At 21.2% G+C, this 19,461-nt stretch carries 18 protein-coding genes and 1 tRNA gene; 11 read left to right on the forward strand and 8 right to left on the reverse strand.

All coding sequences use genetic code 11. The features are described 5' to 3' along the window. Positions 1-34: 34 nt before the first annotated feature. On the forward strand, positions 35-817 hold the full coding sequence (locus BLBCPU_RS00370; RefSeq protein WP_014246029.1) for an alpha/beta fold hydrolase: 783 nt from the start codon (positions 35-37) through the stop codon (positions 815-817). Then, positions 792-1,433 (forward strand): ribosome biogenesis GTP-binding protein YihA/YsxC, encoded by a 642-nt coding sequence (yihA, locus tag BLBCPU_RS00375; protein ID WP_014246030.1) that lies wholly within the window; start codon positions 792-794, stop codon positions 1,431-1,433. Before BLBCPU_RS00370 ends, yihA begins: the two co-directional genes overlap by 26 nt. Here yihA and BLBCPU_RS00380 read toward each other — a convergent pair. The 3 genes from BLBCPU_RS00380 to BLBCPU_RS00390 are packed head-to-tail and all read right to left on the reverse strand — an operon-like array spanning position 1,400 to position 3,537. After that, a complete protein-coding gene (locus BLBCPU_RS00380) occupies positions 1,400-1,825 on the reverse strand; it encodes a type II 3-dehydroquinate dehydratase (RefSeq protein WP_014246031.1) in 426 nt (141 codons plus the stop codon). The two genes, yihA and BLBCPU_RS00380, sit on opposite strands and share 34 nt — an antisense overlap. Beyond that, a complete protein-coding gene (locus tag BLBCPU_RS00385) occupies positions 1,812-2,558 on the reverse strand; it encodes a pseudouridine synthase (protein WP_014246032.1) in 747 nt (248 codons plus the stop codon). Before BLBCPU_RS00385 ends, BLBCPU_RS00380 begins: the two co-directional genes overlap by 14 nt. A 37-nt stretch (positions 2,559-2,595) precedes the next feature. Further along, positions 2,596-3,537, reverse strand: coding sequence for a mevalonate kinase (locus BLBCPU_RS00390; RefSeq protein WP_014246033.1), 942 nt, complete (start codon positions 3,535-3,537; stop codon positions 2,596-2,598). Positions 3,538-3,693: 156 nt separating this feature from the next. On the opposite strand from BLBCPU_RS00390, the gene BLBCPU_RS00395 reads away from it, so the two are divergent. From BLBCPU_RS00395 to BLBCPU_RS00410, 4 genes are all read left to right on the forward strand, one after another. Next, on the forward strand, positions 3,694-4,578 hold the full coding sequence (locus BLBCPU_RS00395; protein ID WP_014246034.1) for an NAD kinase: 885 nt from the start codon (positions 3,694-3,696) through the stop codon (positions 4,576-4,578). Positions 4,579-4,665: 87 nt separating this feature from the next. Then, a complete protein-coding gene (gene uppS, locus BLBCPU_RS00400; RefSeq protein ID WP_014246035.1) occupies positions 4,666-5,397 on the forward strand; it encodes a polyprenyl diphosphate synthase in 732 nt (243 codons plus the stop codon). 155 nt (positions 5,398-5,552) lie between these two features. Next, a complete protein-coding gene (locus BLBCPU_RS00405; RefSeq protein ID WP_014246036.1) occupies positions 5,553-7,928 on the forward strand; it encodes an outer membrane protein assembly factor in 2,376 nt (791 codons plus the stop codon). A 31-nt stretch (positions 7,929-7,959) separates the two neighbouring features. After that, the gene (locus tag BLBCPU_RS00410) at positions 7,960-8,466 is read left to right on the forward strand and encodes an OmpH family outer membrane protein (protein WP_014246037.1); all 507 of its coding nucleotides are present in this window, start codon (positions 7,960-7,962) and stop codon (positions 8,464-8,466) included. A gap of 15 nt (positions 8,467-8,481) precedes the next feature. On the opposite strand, the gene BLBCPU_RS00415 is transcribed toward BLBCPU_RS00410, so the two are convergent. Together BLBCPU_RS00415 and BLBCPU_RS03045 are read right to left on the reverse strand one after the other, a co-directional pair. Further along, positions 8,482-8,554: transfer RNA gene (locus BLBCPU_RS00415), tRNA-Phe, on the reverse strand. Further along, complete coding sequence (locus BLBCPU_RS03045; RefSeq protein WP_254044404.1) at positions 8,545-8,790, reverse strand: hypothetical protein; 246 nt, start codon at positions 8,788-8,790, stop codon at positions 8,545-8,547. Before BLBCPU_RS03045 ends, BLBCPU_RS00415 begins: the two co-directional genes overlap by 10 nt. Before the next feature lie 133 nt (positions 8,791-8,923). On the opposite strand from BLBCPU_RS03045, the gene BLBCPU_RS03050 reads away from it, so the two are divergent. The 3 genes from BLBCPU_RS03050 to BLBCPU_RS00430 are packed head-to-tail and all read left to right on the forward strand — an operon-like array spanning position 8,924 to position 12,544. Next, positions 8,924-9,121 carry a hypothetical protein gene (locus tag BLBCPU_RS03050; protein WP_014246038.1) on the forward strand — a complete coding sequence of 66 codons (198 nt, stop codon included), beginning with the start codon at positions 8,924-8,926 and terminating at the stop codon, positions 9,119-9,121. Between the two features lie 9 nt (positions 9,122-9,130). After that, the gene (locus BLBCPU_RS00425; protein ID WP_014246039.1) at positions 9,131-10,408 is read left to right on the forward strand and encodes a hemolysin family protein; all 1,278 of its coding nucleotides are present in this window, start codon (positions 9,131-9,133) and stop codon (positions 10,406-10,408) included. A gap of 3 nt (positions 10,409-10,411) precedes the next feature. Next, positions 10,412-12,544, forward strand: coding sequence for a peptidylprolyl isomerase (locus BLBCPU_RS00430; RefSeq protein ID WP_014246040.1), 2,133 nt, complete (start codon positions 10,412-10,414; stop codon positions 12,542-12,544). Here BLBCPU_RS00430 and BLBCPU_RS00435 read toward each other — a convergent pair. Both BLBCPU_RS00435 and secD read right to left on the reverse strand, forming a co-directional pair. Beyond that, on the reverse strand, positions 12,541-12,786 hold the full coding sequence (locus BLBCPU_RS00435) for a twin-arginine translocase TatA/TatE family subunit (protein ID WP_014246041.1): 246 nt from the start codon (positions 12,784-12,786) through the stop codon (positions 12,541-12,543). The two genes, BLBCPU_RS00430 and BLBCPU_RS00435, sit on opposite strands and share 4 nt — an antisense overlap. Then, complete coding sequence (secD, locus tag BLBCPU_RS00440) at positions 12,783-15,614, reverse strand: protein translocase subunit SecD (RefSeq protein ID WP_014246042.1); 2,832 nt, start codon at positions 15,612-15,614, stop codon at positions 12,783-12,785. Before secD ends, BLBCPU_RS00435 begins: the two co-directional genes overlap by 4 nt. A gap of 91 nt (positions 15,615-15,705) precedes the next feature. On the opposite strand from secD, the gene BLBCPU_RS00445 reads away from it, so the two are divergent. Both BLBCPU_RS00445 and BLBCPU_RS00450 read left to right on the forward strand, forming a co-directional pair. Beyond that, positions 15,706-17,523, forward strand: a complete 1,818-nt coding sequence (locus BLBCPU_RS00445; RefSeq protein ID WP_014246043.1) for an ABC transporter ATP-binding protein — start codon at positions 15,706-15,708, stop codon at positions 17,521-17,523. A gap of 16 nt (positions 17,524-17,539) precedes the next feature. Beyond that, on the forward strand, positions 17,540-18,268 hold the full coding sequence (locus BLBCPU_RS00450; protein WP_014246044.1) for a DUF475 domain-containing protein: 729 nt from the start codon (positions 17,540-17,542) through the stop codon (positions 18,266-18,268). Here the strand turns inward: BLBCPU_RS00450 and BLBCPU_RS00455 are convergent. Beyond that, the gene (locus BLBCPU_RS00455; protein ID WP_014246045.1) at positions 18,265-19,425 is read right to left on the reverse strand and encodes a dihydrolipoamide acetyltransferase family protein; all 1,161 of its coding nucleotides are present in this window, start codon (positions 19,423-19,425) and stop codon (positions 18,265-18,267) included. The two genes, BLBCPU_RS00450 and BLBCPU_RS00455, sit on opposite strands and share 4 nt — an antisense overlap. Between the last annotated feature and the right edge of the window lie 36 nt (positions 19,426-19,461).

A 19,461-nucleotide genomic window follows, 5' to 3' on the forward strand; every position in this document is an offset into this window, starting at 1 on the left:
CATAAAAAAATTGATCAAGAAAATATATGATGTTATGTATAATAAAGAAAAAAAGTTTTCTTATATAAAAAAAGGCACAGGACATCCACTAATATTACTTCATGGTTTAATGGGTGGATTAAGTAATTTTAATGCCCTTTTAAATTTTTTTCCAGAAAAAGGATATCAAGTAATAATACCTGTTTTACCTCTTTATAAGATGCCACTATTTCTTACAAATATTTACAGTTTATCTAAATATATTATTCATTTTTTAATAGAAATAGGAATTGAAAATTCTACATTGATAGGAAATTCATTAGGTGGCCATATTGCTTTAATTATAGCAAAAAAAAGAATAGATTTAGTACATTCTTTAGTTCTTACAGGAAGTTCTGGATTATTTGAAAAAGCTTTTGGAGATGCTTTTCCTAAAAGAGAGAACTATGAATATATTAAAAAAAAATCACAAGAGGTATTTTATGATCCTAAAATTGCTACTAAAGAATTAGTAGATGAAGTATTTCATATCGTGAATGATAAAAAAAAGGGAATTAAAACTTTATATATTGCGAAAAGTTCTATGAAGTATAATATGTCAAAAGATTTATCCGTTATTGAAAAACCTATTTGTTTAATTTGGGGGAAACAAGATCCGGTAACTCCACCAGAAGTGGCAAAAGAATTTCATAGATTATTACCTCATTCCGAATTATATTGGATAGATAAATGTGGCCATGTTCCTATGATGGAACATCCAAAAAAATTTATAAAAATTTTAGAAAAATGGTTATCTAAATTTAATTTAAATCATGAAAATTTTTTCTGTAAAGTTTAAAAAAAGTATAGAAAATTCTAATCAATTTTTTTATTCTACTTTTCCTGAATATGCTTTTTCGGGACGTTCTAATGTAGGTAAATCTAGTTTGATAAATTTTATTATTAATTCCAAAAAAGAAGCTAAAGTCTCATCTTATCCTGGAAGAACGAAATTTATTAATTTTTTTTTAATTAACCATAAATGGTATTTAATAGATTTACCTGGATATGGTTATTCTTTTCAAAAAAATAGAATAATAGAAAAAAAAAAATTAATTAAAGATTATATTTTTTATAGAACTAATTTAGTTTATTTATTTTTACTTATAGATTGTAGAATAATTATACAAAAATTAGATCTAGATTTTATAAAAAAGTTAAAAACTTATAACATACATTTTTGTATTGTTTTTACGAAAACGGATAAAATAAATTCAAAAATTTTAGATAGAAATATAAATTATTGTAAAGAAAAAATTGAAAAAAATTTTTTTTCAATGCCTAAATATTTTAAAGTTTCTGTAAAAAAAAAATATGGAAGAGAAAAACTTATTCAAGTTATTCAAAATTTGAATGAATATTTTGAATTTAAAAAAAAACCTTATAGAGAAAAACTTATTATTCCTAATTCATAGGATTTCAATCCAAAACCAAAAATAGTACCTTTACAAACAGAAGATAAAAATGATTTTTGTCTAAAAAGTTCTCTTGAATAGATATTAGAAATATGAACTTCTATAACTGGAGTAGAAATTGATTTAATAGCATCAGCAATCCCTAAAGAAGTATGAGTATATGCTCCAGCATTGAGAACAATCCCATTTGATAGATATCCTATATCATGTAATATATCTATAATTTTACCTTCATGATTACTTTGATAATAGGTCATTTCTATAGAAGAAAAAATTTTTTTTCTTTTTAATCTATTAAAATAATTTATAAAATTTTCAGTACCGTATAATTCTGGTTCTCTTTTCCCCAAAAGATTTAAATTAGGACCATTAATAATACTAATTTTTTTCATAAAAAAATTTTTTTACAGTATTATCTATTTCATTTTTATTTAAAAAATTCCAGCATCCTATTTTAATATTTTTTTTAGTAAGACCTCCAAAATTAATTCTATCTAATTGAACTACTTTATAAGTTAATTTTTTAAAAATACGTTTAATTACTCTATTCCATCCTATATGTAATCCAATTTTTATTCTATTTTTTTGTTCTCTGTATATAAAATCTATTTTTACTCTTCCTTCTCTGAGAAATATTTTTCCTTTTTGAATTTTATAGATATCTTCATCGTTAATTTTTTTATTTAGTAAAACATGATATATTTTTTTTATATTATATTTTGGATGAGTTAATTTTTCAGTTATAAATCCATCATTGGTAAGAAGTAAAACTCCTGTAGTTGAACGATCTAATCTTCCAACAGGAAAAATTCTATAATTAGAAAAATTGGGAATTAAACTCATAACTGTTTTTCTATTAAATGGATCATGTGTAGAAGTAATAAATCCCTTAGGTTTATTAAGAAGTATATATATATTATTTTTTTTTTTAATTTTATTTCCATTTAATTTTATAACATCATTTACATGTATAACTGTCCCCAATTTTGTAACGGGTATTCCATTAACTTTTACGATTCCTGATTGAATTAATTTGTCTGCATCTCTTCTAGAAGAGATGCCAGAATTGGATAAATAATGATTTAATCGTATAAATTTATTTTTTTTATTTTGTATATTATTCATTATAATTTTTAATTTTTTTTTAATCATAGTATAGTACTTAAAAACGAAATAAAACTTCTGTTGTATACTTTTTTAATATTTTTTTAGAAATATCATAATTTGGAGTAAATCCTAAAATAAATCCCCCCCCTCCAGAACCACATAATTTTAAATAATGAAGGTCAGTAAAAAGGCTTTTTTTCCATATTTTCCAAAATATTTTGGGGATCATAGGACGAAAGTGAATAAAAACCCAAGTAGAAAGTAATTTTACGTTTTTTAGCATAATTTTAAAATTTCCTTTTAAAAAGGATTCAATACATTTTTCATTATATTTCATAAATTCTTCTTTTAATATTTTTTTGAATTCATCATTTTTTAATTTTACGAAAAAAAATTTTTCTATCATAAAAGAAGTTTTTCTAGAAAAACCAGTATCCAGTAAAAAAATTGCTCCTTTCCCTTTAAATTTATTTTTTTCAGGAATTTTTATGGCCGAAATATTTGTTGATGAACGTATAAGTAATGGTTTATTAAAATAACAAATTAAAGGATCTATTCCGGAACTTTTTCCGTGGAAAAAAGATTCCATTTGGCTAAATATTTTTTTTAAAATTATTATATTTTTATTATTTAAACATTTTTTTAGTTTTTTTTTAGCATATTTATCATAAATAGAGGAAACTAAAGCACCAGAACTCCCTATTCCATATCCTTTAGGGATGTTTGATTGAAAATAAATTCCTTTTTGGATATCTTTTTGTAATTTTTTAAGATCAATTTTCACTAAATTTTTTTTACTTTTTTTTAAAAAAAATAAAAATTTATAATATTTTTTTAATTCTAAATTGGAATAAAAAAATTCTTTATTTTTGGTAGAATTAAGAAATTTTAAAGATCCTTTATAAAAATTATAAGGAATGGAAAGTCCAATAGAATTTTCTATAATTCCGTATTCTCCAAATAAAAGAACTTTAGAATAAAAAATCGATTGTTTCATACTTTTTTTTTATTTTTATTGTAAATAATAAATAATAAAAAAGAAAATAAATTTAATTAAAATCATTAAAATTATTTTTTTATAGATGAAATTTTTAAAAATAATATTTTATATTTTTTTTACCATATTTTGTAGATTCAATAATAATAAATAACGATGAAAGTAGCCTTATATGGACAAAAAATTGGAAAAAAAAATATTCCATATCTTAATCAGTTCATTGGCTATATATTTAATAATTCAATAGATATATCTATTGAAAAATCATTTTTTAATATTTTGTCTTCTTTTGAAGAATTTAAAAATCTTAATGTTCCTGTTTTTTCTCATTATAAAGAATTAACAAAAGATTTTAGTTTAATGTTTACTTTTGGAGGAGATGGAACTATTTTATCTTCTTTAACTTTTATTAGAGATACTGGAATTCCTATTGTAGGTGTAAATACAGGAAATTTAGGATTTTTAGCTACCTTTAATAAAGATGTTTTTATTAAAAAAATAGATCAAATTTTCGATCAAAAATTTCATTTGATTCCTAGAAGTCTATTGTGGTTAGAAACTTCTATTACGGATCATAATCCATTTTTTAATTTTGCATTAAATGAGATTGTGATTTTCCGAAAAGAAACTGTTTCTATGATTACTATAGACGCTTATATAGATAAGCAATTTTTGACTTCTTATTGGGCAGATGGATTAATTATTTCTACTCCTACGGGATCTACTGGATATTCTTTAAGTTGTGGAGGACCTATTATTACTCCTGAAAATAAAAATTTTGTTATTACACCTATATCTCCACATAATTTATTTTCACGTCCATTGATTATTTCCGATTGTCAAAAAGTACATTTAAAAATACATAGTAGAGTAAAATATTATTCATTATCTATGGATACTAGATTGACATCTTTAAAAAAAAATAATGAATTATATATTAGAAAAGCCCCTTTTTATATATATATTATTCAAGAAGAAAAATATACTTATTATAAAACTTTACGAGAAAAATTATTATGGGGGATGGATCAAAGAAATTAATTAATGATAAGTTAGAAAAAATCTATTTTTCTTTATTTTTTTTTATTTATATATTTGTTTTTATTAAATAGTTAGAATGATTGATATTTGAAATTATTAGAACAAATAGATTTAAATAGTCTACCTAATCACGTAGCAATTATTATGGATGGTAATGGTCGTTGGGCAGAAAAAAGAGGAAAATTGAGAACATTTGGACATGAGAATTCGATTAATTCTGTTATAGATTCTATAAATAGCTGTAAAGAATTAGGAATTCCTTACATAACTTTATATGTTTTTTCTTCAGAAAATTGGAATAGACCAAAAAAAGAAATAGATAATTTAATACGTTTATTTCATGAAAAATTAAAACATTCTTTAGAAGAAATTCATAATAAAAATGTAAAAATTATTGTTATAGGAGAAATAAAAAAATTTCCTATTATAATACAAGATAAATTACTTTTTTTTATTAAAAAAACAAAAAATAATACATCTATAACATTAGTTTTAGCCATAAGTTATGGATCTAGGGAGGAAATTTTAAGAGCAACAAAAATTATAGCTAATAAAGTTTATTTTGGAGAATTATCACTAAAAGATATTAATCTTTCTTCTTTTCAAAATTATTTATATACTACTAATAAAATACCAGATGTTGATCTTATTATTAGAACTAGTGGCGAACAACGGATTAGTAATTTTTTGCTTTGGCAATCTGCTTATGCAGAATTATATTTTACGAATATTTTATGGCCAGATTTTCGTAAAAAAGATTTTTTTGAAGCCATAATCAATTATCAAAAAAGAAAACGTCGTTTTGGAAAAGTTTTATAAATCAAAAAATTTTTTTTATTTCCGTTATTTTTTTTCTTTTTTTAGATATATCATTTTCTAAAACGGAAAATAATAATAAAAATAACCTTGAAATAATTCAGAAAGAAAAAAGGAAAGAGTTATTTTCATCTTTTTTAATTAAGAATATTTTTATTATGGGGGGAACAAAATATAATCGTGATTTTATTTCAAATTTATCTCATATTTATCCAGGAGATGAAATTTTTATACCTAGTAAAAAAATAGATCAAGCTATTAAAAAAATTATGGAAAAAGTAATCTTTTTGGAAAGATATCTATTTATAAAAAAAAATAGTTCTTCTTTAAATTCAAATGAAATAGACTTATTTTTTGATTTAGAAGATTTAATAGAAGTTGATAAGATTAATGTAAAAGGTACCGGTATAATTAAATTTTTTTCTATTGAAAAAATTAAGTCAGGAGATAAAATTTCTGAAAATTCAATTCAAATTATTAAAAACGATATTAAAAATTATTATATAAAAAAAGGATATAATGAAATTTCTATAAAAAGTAAATGGAGTATTCAGAATGGTAAAAATATTCTAAATATATATGTAGATAAAGGAAAAAAAATAGAAATAGAAAATATTTTGTTTGATGGAAATAATTATTTTTCTAAAGAAGAATTACTTAATTTTATGGTTAAGATAAGAAAAAAATTTTTTATACCAATAGTAGGAAATTCCTTTTATTTTTCTCATGAAAATATTAAAGAGGATTTAAAAAATATTTTACGTAAATATCAATCAATGGGATTTTTAGATGCTCAAGTATTTTTAGATTATATATGGAAAAAAAATTCTGGTAATTATGGAATACAAATAAAAATAATTGAAGGAAATCAATATTTTTTAGGAGATGTTAATTTTGTAGGTAATACTTTTATTAAAACAAATTTATTAAGAAAAATTTTTTCTTATAAAAAAGGAGATATCTATAATAAAATTGGAATTCATAATAATATTTTTAGTTCGGAATACGAATCTAGTATTATTTCAAAATATCTAAATATTGGACATTTATTTGTGAAAATAGTTCCAATAGAAAAAAGAATAGAAAATAATAAAATTTATTTAGAAATAAAAATAGAAGAAAATAAACCAGTATATATAAATAAAGTAAATATATCCGGAAATACAACAACTAAAGATCATGTTATTAGACGGGAATTAACTACTTATCCAGGAGATTTATTTTCTACTCAAAAAATTAAGTATAGTATGCTACGTTTAGTTGATTTAAATTTATTTGATAATAGTAAAATTCATCCTTTAATTCATCAAAATAAAGAAAATAATACTATAGATATAGAATGGCGTATAATTGAAAAAAATTCTAATCAAATTAAAATATATGGAGGATATGGTGGGGATGAATTTATTGGAAATTTTAAATTAAATTTTGGAAATTTTTCTCTAAGTAATTTTTTGAAAGTTAAATCATGGAATCCATTACCTCAAGGAGATGGGCAAAAATTATTTTTGTTTAGTAAATTTAGTAAGGATACAAAATCTTATGGATTTTCTTTTATAGAACCTTGGATAGAGAAAACTAGTCCTACATCACTTAGTTTTCATTTAAATTATTCAAAAAAGAAAATAAAAAAATCCGAAAATGTTTTTTTATTACCTAGATTTTTTAATTCTGATATAACAGTTCATGAAGGATTTATAGATAAAATAGAAATGTCTTTGAGTTTAAATAAGCCTTTAGTTATTTTAGATCCATATTCTAAAATTAGATTATCTATGGATTATGAGGCATTGAATTACAATACAAAACTATTTTCAAGTCATAATAGAAAATTGAAATATACTAATATAAAATCTTTAATTTCTTTACAAAGAATTTCAAATGATCCAGATTTTATTTTTCCTTTTAAAGGATCAGAATTAAAATTAATTGGAATATTTACTCCTCCTTATTCCATTTTATTCAGAAATACTAAAAGATTTAAAATCTATTGGATGGAATTTTTCAAAATTAAAATAAATACTTTTTGGTATAAAAAAATTATAGATAATCTAGTAATTAAAGTAGGTAATGAATTTGGATTTTTAGGAAGATACGATAAAACAAAAATATTATTTCCAATACAAAGATTTTATATGGGTGGAGATAAAAATTCATTTAATTCTAAAATAGAAAATATAGATCATATTCCATTAAGAGGATATTCTTCGCCTAATAGAAAGAATACAGAAAATATTTCTACAAATGATGGAGGACTTATTTATAATAAATCTATTTTAGAAATTCGTTATTTGATTAAGGAATTTTCTAATACATCCAAATTTTGGAGTAATATTTTTATAGAAGGAGGAAATATTAGTGATTCTTATAAAAAATTTAATCCATTAAAAATGAAAAAATCATTTGGAATTGGATTTCGGATTTTTTTATTTTCTATAGGATTTTTTGGAATAGATATATGTAATCCCGTAGATAGAAAAGATTTTTCTATTAAATCAGGATGGAAGACTAATTTTATTATAGGTAAAGATTAATTAATAATTCAGATATAAATACATAAAATATATGAAAAAAAATACAATTTTTTATTGTTTATTGTTTTTTTTCCTATTTGGAATAGGAAAATCATTATTTTCTAAAGAGGAATGTCATCAGAAAATTGTTTGTCTTAATAGTTTTATTCTTTTAGAAAAAATGCCAGAATTTTCTAAAGTTCAGAAAGAATTGGAAAAATTAAGTAAAAATCATGAAAATATATTAGCAAAATTGGCAAAAGAATTTCATAAAAAGGCAGAAAAATTTCAAAAAAATAGAAATCCAATTCTTAAAAAAGAATTAGAAATATTACAATATAGGGCACAAGCATATCAAAAAAATGCTGCAGATGATTTATCTAAAAAACAAAATAAATTATTAGATCCTATTTATAAAAAAATAGAAAAAGCTATTAATATAGTAATGGAAAAAGACAAAACTATTGTTAGAGTTGATGATTGTAGTCCGGGTAAAGGTGTTTTAGTTAATAAAGGAATAGATATTACGGAAGATGTAAAAAAAGAATTGGGGTTTTAATAAAAAGAGAATGAATGGTATCTCCCGGAATCGAACCGGGGACACAAGGATTTTCAGTCCTTTGCTCTACCTACTGAGCTAAGATACCAACCCAAATAAAGAACAAAAATACAATAATAAAATAATAAGTAAAAAATTAAAAAGTTTATTTTTTTTATTAGTATTTTTTTTTCTTTCTTGTACAAGAAGAGAAATTTTTGTTAAATTTAAAAAAAATAAAAAAGAAATACCTAATAGAATTTTTATTCGTACAAGTATTTTATATAAAGAAAATGGAATTATTCGATCATTTATATATTCCCCAATTATAAAAGAATATTCCATTTATACATTATTTCCAAATGGATTAAAATTATTTATTTATAGAAAAAAAACAAATAAGTATACTTATCTTAGTGCAAATTGGGTTAAATCAATTGAAAAAATATTTTATCATATTAAAGGAAATATTATTATTATGAATTCTGATGGAGATTTTTTAAAAACGGAGGAAATATTTTGGAATAAAAAATATAAAAAAATATTTAATAATAAATATACAATTATATATTGTACCGATGGTACTGTATTAAAAGCTATGAATGGATTAGAAGCTACTGATGACCTAAAAAAAATTAGGTTAAAAAATATTAGTGGTATTTTTCCTATACAATAAAATATTCCTATGGCTTTTCATATTAGTATGGTATTCATTACTATACTTCTATCTGCATTTTTTTCTGGAATGGAAATGGCTTTAATTTCTTCCAGTTTATTTCAAATAGAATTAGAAAAAGAGAAAGATTCTTTTCGTTCTAAATTACTTTCCAAGAGTATTAAAACATCAAAAAAATTTATAACTACAATGTTAATTGGGAATACTATATCTTTGGTAGTATATGGAATTCATATGGAAAAATTATTTTTATATTTTTTTCCAAAATGGTTTTTAATTAACGATAATTTTTTTTTTATTTTTTTTTTAGAAACAATAGTTTCCGCTACTATTATTCTTATTTTTGGAGAATTTATTCCTAAAATTATCTTTAGCGCATATTCTAATGAATTATTAAGTTTATTGATTGTTCCTGTATATATTCTAGATAAAATTTTATCTCCTATTACAAATTCTATTATTTGGATTTCCAATATTTTTTTGAAATTTTTTGGAGAAAAAGAAGATAATAGAACTCAAATTTTTGATAAAGAAGATTTAATTTATTTTGTATCAGAAAATATAGAAAATAATATTCATGGTATAGTAGAATCGGAAGTAGAAATATTTCATAAAGCTTTAGATTTTTCTGAAAAAAAAGCGAGAGAATGTATGGTACCAAGAAAAGAAATAGTATCTTCCAATATATATACTTCTTCTATTGATAATATTCGTTATAAATTTACAGAAAAAGGACTATCAAAAATTATCATTTATAAAAATAATATAGATAATGTTATAGGATATATTCATTATTTAGAAATTTTGAAAAAACCAAAAAATATAGAATCTATAATTAGACCTGTAGAATTAGTTCATATGACTACTCCAATACGAGAAATAATGGATATTCTTATTAAGAAAAAAAAAAGTATAGCTATAGTATTGGATGAATATGGAGGAACAGCAGGAATGATAACAATAGAGGATATATTAGAAGAATTTCTTGGAGATATAAGAGATGAACATGATGAAATTAAATTTGTTGAAAAAAAATTTAATGATAATGAATTTTTATTTTCTGCTCGTTTAAAAATTGATTTTATTAACGCTAAATATAAATTAGGTATTCCAAAATCTGAGGAATATGAAACTTTAGGAGGTTTAATTGTTTTTCATACAGGATCTATTCCTAATAGTAAAGAAAAAATAATTATTGACGATATTTTGTATATTGAGATTAAAAAGGTCTCTAAAAATAAAATAGAAGAAGTTTTTCTTAGATTTATTAGAAAAAAAAATTTATAATAGATGAGTTTTTTAGAAAAAATTAGAAAAAATACATGGATTTTATTTATGTTTATAGGAATAGCTTTATTATCTTTTATATTAGATCCCAATATTTTATTTAAATTTTTTACTAGAAATTCTAATATTATTGGTCAAGTAAATGGAGAAAATATTTCTATAAAAGAATATGTTGATTGTTTTCAATTTTTAAAACGATTTCGTCAGGAAGAACCAGATTTTTATTTAAAAAATGAAGCTTGGAATTTATTAATTCATGAAAAATTATTAAATCAACAAGCATTAAAATTAGGATTACAAATTACAAATAAAGATTTTTGGAATGCTATATCTAAACAATCTATATATAGTTATATTTCTGAATTTCAAGATTCTAATGGAAATTTAGATATGAATAAATTTCAATTATATTTAAAAAAATTGGAAAAAAAAAATATTGTAACTAATTCTCAAATTGAAGAAGAAAAAAATATTTGGTCTTATGAAAAAAATAATATTCCAAAAAGAATTCTTGCAAAAAAATATATAGAAATGCTAATGTATGGATTAAATACTTCCTCGTTAGAAGCGGAATTGAATTATAAAGAAAAGAATTCTTTTTCTATTGTTGATTATATTTTTATTCCTTATTCAGAAATAGAACATAAATATAATATTTATTTAGAAGATTCTGAAATTAAAAACTATATAAAAAAACATAAATTCCTTTATAAAAAAGAAGATTTAAGAAGTCTTAGTTTTGCAATTATTCGATCAAAACCTTCTTTAGAAGATGAGAGGGATATGGAAAATAAAATGAAGGAATTATTTAAAAAATTTAAATATACCAATCAAAATTCTATTTTTGTTTCCAAACAATCTGAAAAATCTTTTGACCCAAATTTTTATTTAAAAAAAAATCTTCCTATTTTTTTGCAAAATTTTATTATTCAAAAAAATAAAAATGGAAGTATGTTTGGTCCTTTAAAAATAGGGAATACATATATAATGGCAAAAATTATTGGAAAAAAAATGATATCTGATTCTGTTTTATCAAGCCATATATTGATTTCTCATAAAAATGCTATACGTTCTTCTAATAAAAGAACTGAAAAAAAAGCTGAAGAAATTGCTAAAAAAATATATAATATACTTAAAAAAGATCCTTCTAAATTTGATTCTTTAGTTCAAGAAAAATCTGATGATACAGTTAATGATAAAAAGAATAAAGGAAGTTTAGGATGGTTAAAATATGAAGAACAAAATTCTTTTGGTACATTTAATATTTTTGATGAAAAAAATAAAAATGGAACAATTGGATTAACAAAAACTGAATATGGATATCATATTTTAAAAATCGATAAAAAAAGTCCTATTGAATCTGCTTATCAATTTGCTGTAATTATAAAAACACTTATTCCATCTAAAACAACGGAAAATTTTATTTCTAATAATGTTAGAAAATTTATTATAAAAAATAAAAATTCTAATTTGAATACATTTATTAAAAATGCAAGAAAAAAAGAATATGAAACTATTTTTTTGAAAAATGTTAGATATAATCAATGGATAATAAGTGATTTAAATACAGAATTAGATAGAGAAATTATTAATTGGTCTTTTGAAAATAAAAGAAAGGAAAGAGATATAAAAATAATATATAATTCAAATAGAGATTGTATTATTATTTATCTTTCAAAAATTCAAAAAAGAGTATTTCCTATTGAAAAAATAAAAAATAACTTAACTAGATTTCTTAGAAAAAAGAAAATAGAAAAATTATTATACAATATAATAGAAAAAAATCTATTTCTAAGTAAATTTAAGAAAAAAATAGCTATTTTTATTTTTACTAAAAAAATAAAAAAAAATTATAAAATAAATTTTTCTGATTCTATGATTAATAATTATAAAGAGCCTAAAGTAGTTGGTTATTCTTTTTCTTTAAAATTAAAAAATACTTCTAAACCTATTTTTGGTAAAAATGGAATTTTTTTTATAAAACCATTAAAGAATATTTATAATTATAAACAACCTTCTTATTTTTCTTATGAAATAGAAGTTTTAAATTCTTTTTTGAGAAAAAAAATTTTAGAATCTTTAGCAAAAAAATTGATAAATAATTCGAAAATAAAAGATTATAGAACTAATTTTTAATTACGTTTTATAGAGGAATATATTTTTGATTTTTTAATAGATTTTTGTTTTTTTTCATAATAAGAATTAATATTATTTTTACTTATTTCATTTTGAATTTTATTTTTTGCATTTCTTAAATATCTTATTCCTTCTCCCATACTACGAGCTATATCCGGTATTTTTTTGGGTCCAAATATAATTATAGCTATAAAAATAATAAAAAAACTTTCTTCAATACTAATAAATAAAAAATTTATCATTTTTTTTTCTGATTTTTATTAGATAAATCATATACTATAGACGATGCTATAAATATAGAAGAATAAGTTCCAATTCCTATTCCAAGAAACAAAGCTAACATAAAACCACGAATAGTAGTTCCTCCAAAGAAAAAAATAGTACAAATAACTAACATAGTTATGAATGATGTATTCATAGTTCTGGTTAAAGTTTGATTAATTCCATTATTTATAATTTTATAAAAAGAAATTGAAGAAGGTGTAATTTTTAATATTTTTCGAATTTTATCATAAACAATGACTGTATCATTGATAGAATAACCAATTATAGTCAATAAAGCTGCAATAAAAGTTTGATCTATTTCTAGAATAGGAATCCATTTATGAAAAAAAGAAAATATTCCAAGAACAATAATTATGTCATGTAGTAAAGAAATTAAAGCACCTAAACCAAATTGCCATTTTTTAAATCTAATAAAAATATAAAAAAATATTACTAATAATGATAAAAATATTGAAATAAATGCATTATTAGTAATATCTTTAGCTATAATAGGTCCAACTTTTTCGATAGATAAAATACCTAAAGATTTTTCTTTTCCTAATATTTTAAAACTATTAAAATCAATAGTATTAAAATAAGGTTTTAATGTCATAAACATTTTTTCCAAAATTTCTCTGTCTACTTTATTACTTTCATTCCGTATTTTATATTTAGTTATTACCTTCAATTGATTTTCATTACCAAATGTTTTGACTTCTGGAAATGATGGTATTCCATTTTCTATAAAAGATTTGGACAAAAGGTAAGATATTTTTTCTGGAATAACTTTATGATCAAAACGAATAAGATAAGAACGTCCTCCAACAAAATCTATTCCCAAGTTCAATCCTTTATAAAAAAGTGATAAAAAACTAATAATAATACAGATAAAGGATATAGTATAAGTTAATTTTCTTTGAGATAAAAAATCCCATTGAATATTTTTAATCTTATTAATTAATATTTTGTGGTAGTTAAAGGAAATATTTTTATACTTATTTAAATGAAATTCTAAGAATAATCTTACTAAAAAAATAGAAGTAAACATAGAAGTAAAAATTCCAATAATCAATGTCGTAGAAAATCCTTTAATAGGACCTATTCCAAAGTAAAATAAAATACAACCACATAATAGAGTAGTTATTTGACCATCAATAACAGAAGATAATGCTCCATTTATAGTATAGCTATTGTAAATAGCTATACGTATAGAATTTCCTTTTTTTATCTCTTCTTTAATTTTTTCATAAAAAAGAACATTAGCATCCATAGACATTGCTAATGTTAATATTATTCCAGAAATTCCAGGAAAAGTTAATACAGCATTGATAGATATTAGAATTCCAAATATAAATATTAAATTAAAAATTAATGCTATATTAGCATATAAACCAGGAATATAATAATAAAAAAATATCCAAATAAACACGAAAAATATAGATATAAAAAATGAAAATATTCCTTTTTGAACAGATTCTTTTCCTAAAGATGGACCTATTATTTCAGATTGAATTATTTTTACTGAAGTAGGTAATTTTCCAGCATTTAATATGTTTACTAAGTCTTCAGATTCTTGTAAAGATAAATGTCCTGATATTTGGGACATACCATTGGGGATTATTGATTTAACAATTGGAGCTGTATAAACTAAATTATCTAGAACTATAGCTATATTTTTTCCAATATTTTTTTCAGTAAGCATTTTCCAATTTCTAGATCCAATCTGATTCATTTTTATATTAACAATTATTTCATTAAAGGGACCAAAAGATTTATATGCTTTAACAATCATATCTCCATTTAACGGATAAATTTCTTTTTCATAATTTGTTTTTTTTATAGAAAATAATTGAAAAAATTTTTTATTTTTATATTGATTTTTTTTATATCCCCAAAAAAATTTTATATCTCGTAAATTATATGGTAAAGATTCTTTAGATTCATTTGAATTCAAAAATTCATTAACTATTTTCAAATATTTTTGATTTACTAAACCTACAATTGGATTATTAGTATATTTAATAATATGAGGAATGTTTAATATATCTATTAAAGATTTATTTTCATTAATTTTATTTTTGAAAAATTTTTTATTTATATCTTCAAAATATGGAATAATTTCCTGTAAACTATATATTTCAAAAAAATTTAATTCAGCTTTTTTTTGCAAAATATTTTTTATTCTATCGACATTTTTTATCCCAGATAATTCTATTAAAATTTTATTTGAATTATTAATTTTTTGTATATTCGGATGAATAACTCCAAATTTATCTATTCTAGATCTAAGAATATTATAAGTGGAAGTAATAGATTGATCTATCTTTTTTTTAATAATATTTTCTATTTCTTTATTAGAACTATTATAGTTTATTTCTTCTATATGAGATTTTATTCCAAATAAATCCGAAAGAGAAAAATCTATGTTCATTTTTTCTCTTTCTTTATAAAAATATTTTAAAAAAGAAGAAAAATAATCAATATTTGGATTGTTCTCTTTTTTTTTATCTGTTTTTTCCAATGATTTTAAAAAAATAGGATTTTTAGAATTATCAGAAAATTTTTTTAATAAGTCTTTTTCAGATATTTCTAATATCATACTGATTCCACCTTTTAAGTCTAATCCTAGATTGATGGTTTTATTTTTTAATAATCCTATTTTTTTTTCATTTTCTAAATTTACATTAGAATCAACGTATGCCTCTTTTCCTAACTTAGAAGGATAAAAACTAAAAAATATATAATACAAACAAATTATAGTTAATGAAATAACTGTAAAAATTGTAAAAAAGTTTCTTATACGCATTCTAATGATTTTTTTATGGTAAAAATATAAAAATTAGAATAGAATAAAATTTTCTAATTATCTTTAACTTTTAGTGGATTAAAAAAATTAAATGAATGCACTTGAAAAAATCTTATCTTATTCAAAACCTTACAAATATCACTATATTCTAAATATATCGTGTAATTTTTTACATTCTTTATTTTCAGTTTTATCTATAATATCTATTTCCCCGGTATTAAGTATTTTTCTTAAAATTACTGATGTAAAAAAAGAAAATAAAACAACATTTTTAAATTTTTTGGATGGATCCTTTAGTTTTATTCAAAAATATTTTCATTATTACATTAATATTTTATCAGACAAATATGGAAAAATAAATACACTTGGAATTTTTTGTGTTTTTATTATTTTACTTTGTTTTTTACGAAATACCTTTAGATATTTAGCTGAATATTTCATGATAGGAATAAGAACATCTATTGTCAGAAATATTCGAAATGATTTTCATCGAAAAATATTATCTATTCCAACAATATTTTTTTATGATAAAAAAAATGGAGATTTGATGTCTAGATTATCTAATGATGTAAATGAAATAGAAATATCTATTGTAAATTCTTTAGCAAATATAATTAGTTCTCCCATTATGGTTTTTTTTCATTTACTTACTTTATCTTTTATGAGTTATCAATTAACTTTATTTACTTTTATTTTACTTCCACTAATGGGAACATTAATTTCTATTATAGGAAAAAGTTTGAAAAAAGATGCAAGAGGCGCTCAAAATCAATTAGGAGAATTATTTTCAGTTGTAGAAGAAACCTTAAATTTTACAAAAATTATAAATATTTTTAATGCAGAAAATAAAATACAAAAACGTTTTGAAAAAGTATCTGAATGTCAAAAAAAACTTTCTGCACGTGTAAATCGTAAAAAAGAATTAGCTTCTCCTATTAGTGAATTTTTAGGAACTATTACTATGATATTGATTGTTTGGTATGGAGGAAAACTTTTTTTAGAAAAAAAAGGAATTGCCCCAGAAATACTTTTTTCTTTTGTAGGTCTTTTTTTTCAAATTATTAATCCAGCAAAAAATTTAGTTAATTCTATATCAAATATTCAAAAAGGTAAGGCTTCTGCAGAACGAATTGTAGAAATATTAAATACTAAATGTTTTCAACATGATCAAAAAAAACAATTAAAATCTATTTTTCATTTTGAAAATGAAATTTTATTTCGTAATGTTTCATTAACATATAATAAATTAGTATTAATTCAGAATTTAAATTTTTCTTTAAAAAAAGGGAAAAACATAGCTATAATTGGAAGATCTGGAAGTGGTAAATCTACTATTGCAAATTTACTTGCTAATTTTTATGAAGTTTCTTCTGGAGAAATTACTATTGATGGAATTAATATTAGTTATTTAAAAAATAAAGATTATAGAAAGTTATTAGGAATGGTTACGCAAGAACCAGTTCTTTTTAATGATTCTGTTTTAAATAATATTGCATTAGGATTGGAAGAAAAAATATCTATAAGTTCTGTAATAAAAGCAGCTAAAATTGCAAATGCTCATTATTTTATTAAAAAACTTCCAAATGGATATGATACTATTATTGGCTATAATGGAAATAAATTATCTATGGGTCAAAAACAAAGGATTAGTATAGCTCGAGCTGTATTAAAAAATCCTCCAATTATGATTTTAGATGAAGCAACTTCCTCTTTAGATATAGAATCAGAAATAATGATTCAAAATTCTTTAAATAAGATGATGAAAAATTCTACTTCATTAATAATAGCGCATAGATTATCTTCTAATATTATAAAAAATGTGGATTATATCATGATTTTAGAAAAAGGCAAAATAATTGAACAAGGTCCTACACATGTTTTAATATCTAAAAAAAGGAACTTACAATAATTTTTAAATAAAAAAAATGAAAGATTTTATTTTAAATTATATTATAGATATTATTGAAAATCCGATAAGGTCTTTTTCGATTATAGGAAATTTATTTTTAATAGAAAGTATTTTATCAATAGATAATGCAGCTATGTTAGCTTCTATGATTATGAAATTAAAAAAAGAAGATAGAAAAAAAGCTTTAAAATATGGAATTTTTGGAGCTTATTTTTTTAGAGGAATTAGCTTAATATTTGCTTCTATTTTGATTAAAATTTGGTGGTTAAAACTATTAGGAGGCCTATATTTAGTTTATATTGGAATAAGTCATTTTTTTAAAAAAAAATTGATTAAAAAAAATTCGAAAAAAAATATAATATTACGAAATTCTTTTTGGAAAATTATTATTTCTATAGAAATAATGGATCTAACTTTTTCCATTGATAATATATTTGCTACTATTGCTTTTTCAGAAAATTTTATATTAATTTTTTTAGGAATTTTTATAGGAATTTTAACAATGAGATTTACCGCTCAAAAATTTGTAAAATTAATGGAAATTTATCCTTTTTTAAAAAATTCTGCCTTTTCCGTTATTTTATTACTTGGAATAAAACTTCTATTTTCTTTTTTTGAGAAAAAAGATTATACAAATTATCATATTTATTTAGAAAGCATTTTTTCATTTATTACCATAATTTTATTTTTATCCCCAATTTTTTATACTTATATATCCAATTGGATATACACAAAAAAAAATTAAATTAATATGATTATTGGATCTTCTAATATTTCTTTTAAAAAAGAAATAAAATTACTACCTGTAGCACCATCTATAATTCTATGATCACAAGATAAAGTAACTTTCATAATATTTCCGATTATAATTTTGGAATCTTTAATGATAGGTTTTTCTATAATAGATCCTACAGATAGAATAGAAGAATTAGGAAGATTAATAATAGAAGTAAAAAATTCAATTCCATACATTCCTAAATTTGAAACTGTAAATGTGCTATTTTCTAATTCTTCTGGTTGTATTTTTCTTGATTTTGAACATAAAACTTTATATTTTATTTCTTGAGAAATTTGTAATAATGATTTTTTATCAGCATTTTTAATTACTGGAACAATTAAACCATCTTTTATAGCTACTGCAATGCCAATATTAATATAGGAATGGTATATAATTTCTTTTTCTTTCCAAGAAACATTTAAATTTGGATATTTTTTTAAAGATATAGTTACTGCTTTAATAATGATATCATTAAAAGATATTTTTTCTTCTTTAGAAAGTTTATCATTTAAATTTTTTCTCAAATTAATCATTTTTTCTGCATTAATTTCTATAAAAAGATAATAGTGTGGAGCTGTAAATTTGGAATATATTAAATGTTCTGCTATTTTTTTCCTCATAGAAGAAATATTTATTCGTTTATCTTCTTTTGGATCTTTTGATTTTCTTATTAATTTTTCTTCGTAAGCTTCAATATCTCTTTTAATAATACGATTATTTTTTCCACTTCCTTTAATCTTATTTATAGAAATTCCTATTTTTTTTGCTATTTTTTTTGCTAAAGGAGAAATAAAAATTCTACATTTTTTTTCTTTTTTAAGATTATTTTTTTCTTCTTTTTTTAAAAAAAAGTTAGAGTTTTCTATTAATGAATTTATATCTTCTCCTTTTTCCCCAATAATAGCTAATATATCATTAACACGGGTTGTTTCTCCTTCTTTTACACCAATAAAAAGTAAATAACCACTTACATCAAGTTCAAAATCTTGAATTGCTTTATCGGTTTCAATTTCCGCTAAAATATCTCCTTCTGATACTTGATCTCCTACTTTTTTATTCCACTTGATTACAGTACCTTCCTGCATGGTATCGCTTAATTGAGGCATGAATATTATTTCAGCCATTATTTTAATGTATTTTTTTTTACACAAAAAAAAACT

It is taken from the genome of Blattabacterium sp. (Cryptocercus punctulatus) str. Cpu, assembly GCF_000236405.1.
Taxonomy (GTDB): Bacteria; Bacteroidota; Bacteroidia; order Flavobacteriales; family Blattabacteriaceae; genus Blattabacterium; species Blattabacterium punctulatus.

What these genes read in the sequence shown, in the direction of transcription:
- BLBCPU_RS00395 (WP_014246034.1), top strand. Translation starts at nt 3,694, where the DNA reads ATGAAAGTAGCCTTATATGGACAAAAAATTGGAAAAAAAAATATTCCA.
- BLBCPU_RS00455 (WP_014246045.1), bottom strand. Translation starts at nt 19,425, where the DNA reads ATGGCTGAAATAATATTCATGCCTCAATTAAGCGATACCATGCAGGAA.
- BLBCPU_RS00410 (WP_014246037.1), top strand. Translation starts at nt 7,960, where the DNA reads ATGAAAAAAAATACAATTTTTTATTGTTTATTGTTTTTTTTCCTATTT.
- BLBCPU_RS00405 (WP_014246036.1), top strand. Translation starts at nt 5,553, where the DNA reads ATGGGGGGAACAAAATATAATCGTGATTTTATTTCAAATTTATCTCAT.
- yihA (WP_014246030.1), top strand. Translation starts at nt 792, where the DNA reads ATGAAAATTTTTTCTGTAAAGTTTAAAAAAAGTATAGAAAATTCTAAT.
- BLBCPU_RS00390 (WP_014246033.1), bottom strand. Translation starts at nt 3,537, where the DNA reads ATGAAACAATCGATTTTTTATTCTAAAGTTCTTTTATTTGGAGAATAC.
- BLBCPU_RS00445 (WP_014246043.1), top strand. Translation starts at nt 15,706, where the DNA reads ATGAATGCACTTGAAAAAATCTTATCTTATTCAAAACCTTACAAATAT.
- BLBCPU_RS00385 (WP_014246032.1), bottom strand. Translation starts at nt 2,558, where the DNA reads ATGAATAATATACAAAATAAAAAAAATAAATTTATACGATTAAATCAT.
- BLBCPU_RS03045 (WP_254044404.1), bottom strand. Translation starts at nt 8,790, where the DNA reads ATGGAATATTCTTTTATAATTGGGGAATATATAAATGATCGAATAATT.
- BLBCPU_RS00370 (WP_014246029.1), top strand. Translation starts at nt 35, where the DNA reads ATGTATAATAAAGAAAAAAAGTTTTCTTATATAAAAAAAGGCACAGGA.
- BLBCPU_RS00425 (WP_014246039.1), top strand. Translation starts at nt 9,131, where the DNA reads ATGGCTTTTCATATTAGTATGGTATTCATTACTATACTTCTATCTGCA.
- secD (WP_014246042.1), bottom strand. Translation starts at nt 15,614, where the DNA reads ATGCGTATAAGAAACTTTTTTACAATTTTTACAGTTATTTCATTAACT.
- BLBCPU_RS00450 (WP_014246044.1), top strand. Translation starts at nt 17,540, where the DNA reads ATGAAAGATTTTATTTTAAATTATATTATAGATATTATTGAAAATCCG.
- BLBCPU_RS00380 (WP_014246031.1), bottom strand. Translation starts at nt 1,825, where the DNA reads ATGAAAAAAATTAGTATTATTAATGGTCCTAATTTAAATCTTTTGGGG.
- BLBCPU_RS00430 (WP_014246040.1), top strand. Translation starts at nt 10,412, where the DNA reads ATGAGTTTTTTAGAAAAAATTAGAAAAAATACATGGATTTTATTTATG.
- BLBCPU_RS00435 (WP_014246041.1), bottom strand. Translation starts at nt 12,786, where the DNA reads ATGATAAATTTTTTATTTATTAGTATTGAAGAAAGTTTTTTTATTATT.
- BLBCPU_RS03050 (WP_014246038.1), top strand. Translation starts at nt 8,924, where the DNA reads ATGAATTCTGATGGAGATTTTTTAAAAACGGAGGAAATATTTTGGAAT.